General features: G+C 34.6%; 3 protein-coding genes. All 3 read left to right on the top strand.

The window, feature by feature from the left end; all coding sequences use genetic code 11:
• On the top strand, window positions 1–1,631 hold a 1,631-nt coding region (locus PHO43_RS09205; protein WP_288012028.1), incomplete at its 5' end, for a hypothetical protein.
• A gap of 159 nt (window positions 1,632–1,790) precedes the next feature.
• Window positions 1,791–2,228, top strand: a complete 438-nt coding sequence (locus PHO43_RS09210) for a hypothetical protein (protein WP_045090219.1) — start codon at window positions 1,791–1,793, stop codon at window positions 2,226–2,228.
• The gene (locus PHO43_RS09215) at window positions 2,212–2,685 is read left to right on the top strand and encodes a helix-turn-helix transcriptional regulator (protein ID WP_288012031.1); all 474 of its coding nucleotides are present in this window, start codon (window positions 2,212–2,214) and stop codon (window positions 2,683–2,685) included. The genes PHO43_RS09210 and PHO43_RS09215 overlap by 17 nt, the downstream gene beginning before the upstream one ends.
• The last annotated feature ends 90 nt before the right edge of the window (window positions 2,686–2,775 follow it).

Here is a 2,775-nt window from a genome sequence, read left to right on the forward strand (position 1 = left end):
TATGTCATTCATGTTCTGAGAAAGCAGAGGACATAGATATTAATCTTACGCTTTCATACTGGGATACTATGATAGACAGTAATCCCCGACTTGTGTCAGATAGTTTAAAAACGCTGGATGTAGAATCATTAAATAGGTCTAACAGAGCATATTACAACCTTCTTAAGACTATATCTGACGATAAGACATATGTAGATTTTACGAGTGACTCACTTATAAATTCAGTAACATATTATTATAAATCTCATGATCCAAAAAATCCTAATCTGATAAGATCATTAGCTTATCAGGGAATTGTGCGTACTCGTATGGGTATTATGGATAGTACTGTTTATGAGCCTCTCAGGGAGGCAAGCAGGTTACTGAATGCTACATCACAACCCAATCCATCACTAGGTTATCTAATCAATTATTTTCTAGGTAATATAAATTATAATGGCAGGAACTATATTTCTGCTAATGAGCATTATCAAAAAGCGAAAGATTTTGCTCAACTAGAGCAAGATTCAGTACATCTGTTTGATACCTATCTTGCATTTTTCTGGAATGAGATGAAGATGAGGAATATTGTAAATGGGAAAAATTACCTTGATTCTTTGTCTGCATTTTATAATCTGTTGCCGGAAAAAGACTATTTTATATTCAATGCCCAGTCGTTTTATTATGATGTTATCGGAGATCCTGTCACTGCACTTGAAAGAGAAAAAGCAAAATTGTCACTTGTGAGATCGCAAGATGAGAGCATCGATGTATCAAGGGTTTACTACAATATATCGAGCAGGTATGTTGGACTTCAACTTTTAGATAGTGCAATGCTTTATGCTCAGATAGCATTGGATATGATAAAAGATAGCACGTATAGTCAGAATTATCTATTTTACCAAAGTATTGCAGATATAGCGGAGAAGCAAAACAATACTGAGATGGCGCATCTTTACAGAAAAGAGGCTTTTGAGCTATACAAAAACTCTATTCGTGAGAGGTTGGATACTCAGATTACCGAACTTGAGAAGAAATATGATCTCACAGAGTCTGAGAATGAGGCCCTACGTGCTCGTCAGCAAACGCTTAGAGTTATAATCTTTGCTCTAATTCTTGTTATAGTATTAATATTTATATTGATGTATGCGAGGAAAGTCAGGAGAGTTACTCAGACTAAACTTATGCAGGCCGAGGAAAAAATGAGGCATCAGGAGATGCAGGCTGAGATTATGAGAAAAGAGGAGGGTAAGCGTAAATGGTTGCTGCTATTATATAGTAATATTTCGGACAGGCTTACATTTCTTCAGAGCGAGTTTGAGAAACTCACACAAAAGTATGTATCCTCTCAGCCCAAGGTCTATAAAGAGATGCAGACAATATTGAAGAATACGGACACTGATCTTCGTGATATAAACAGGACACTATCGCCTGATGAGGAGACATTCTATAGCTATACTCATTTAATAGATGAAAATGGTATTTTAAATGCTAATGAAAAAATGATGCTAATGCTTCTCGCATGCGATGCAGACAACCGTCAGCTCGCAACTTTTATGAATACAACAGTTGAAAGTGTAAGAGTTAGAAAATCGCAATTAAAAAAGAAAATGAGCGAAAATAATCTCGATATTTCGCTATTTAATGATTAAAACGACATTAATTGCCGTTAAAAAGGACAATATTAAATAGCTGTAAATCAAGAATAAGAGTGTAATAATGCCGTTAAAAAAGTGATAGGGTATTGATTTTTGTGTCAATAGTGAGTTATTTTGTGTCACTAATCTCTAACGCATTAAAAATTCAAGAAAATGAAAAAAACAGGATTTGTGTTATTCTTAATGACAGTTTGTATAGCACTAGCTTTTCCTTCAAACATACAGAATGAAAACAGGGTGCAGGATAATTGGGAAGATATTGTAGATATAAGCAGAGAGGGTGGAACCACACGAATTGCAAGACAATCATTTGGTGTTCAGTCATTCATGGCTACAGTTGAACCTGCTGTCGTAGTTTACTCAGGAAAAAATGAAGTAACCGTTACTGTAGAAAACTATACCGGTCCGGTATTCGTTGAAATTTATGGAAGTAAAGGTGCTAAGACTTCATTCTTTGATGTATTTGATAATGGGGTTGGTATAGTAAGCCTTTCAGGTTTAGGAGCAGATGAGTATAACATTCGCATTACTTTAGGTGATATTACTTATAAAGGAACATTTAATAAGGGAAAATATGGACACAGAAAATAAAAACATAGATAACGTACGTAAGTACTTGCTCACAGATGTTGAGTCATGCACATTTACATTTTCAGATGGAATGACTAGTAAAGTTAAGTCCATTTCAGATAAAGAAATTGTACTTGTTAAACTTATTCCTCATACAACAAGATCAAAGTCATTTGAAGATAAAGTTCTCAAGAACTATATGTCTACAAAAAACGTAACTGAACTGGCAGAACTTTGTCAATACGACTGCGTAAGAACATTTACACGCCATTTTAAGAAGAGTTTCGGACAAACTCCTTACCAATGGATGCTTGACCGTAAAATGGAAGAAATTCAGTCGCTAGTACTTAATTCTGACATGAGCATTACAGAGATTGCAAAGATGTACGATTTTAAAAGTGTTTCACACTTGGTGAATCTTTATAGTAAACGTTTCGGAAATTCTCCACATAAAAGCAGATTATTGGATGCTATCTGACCTCTACCTTTTAATAATATAGCATAGCACAATCTTTATATCTCAATTCAATAATACTTTAACATTGTGCGGTTTATCCGATAAAAAAAG

The organism is Lascolabacillus sp. (assembly GCF_028696275.1).
Lineage (GTDB): Bacteria > Bacteroidota > Bacteroidia > Bacteroidales > Dysgonomonadaceae > Proteiniphilum > Proteiniphilum massiliensis.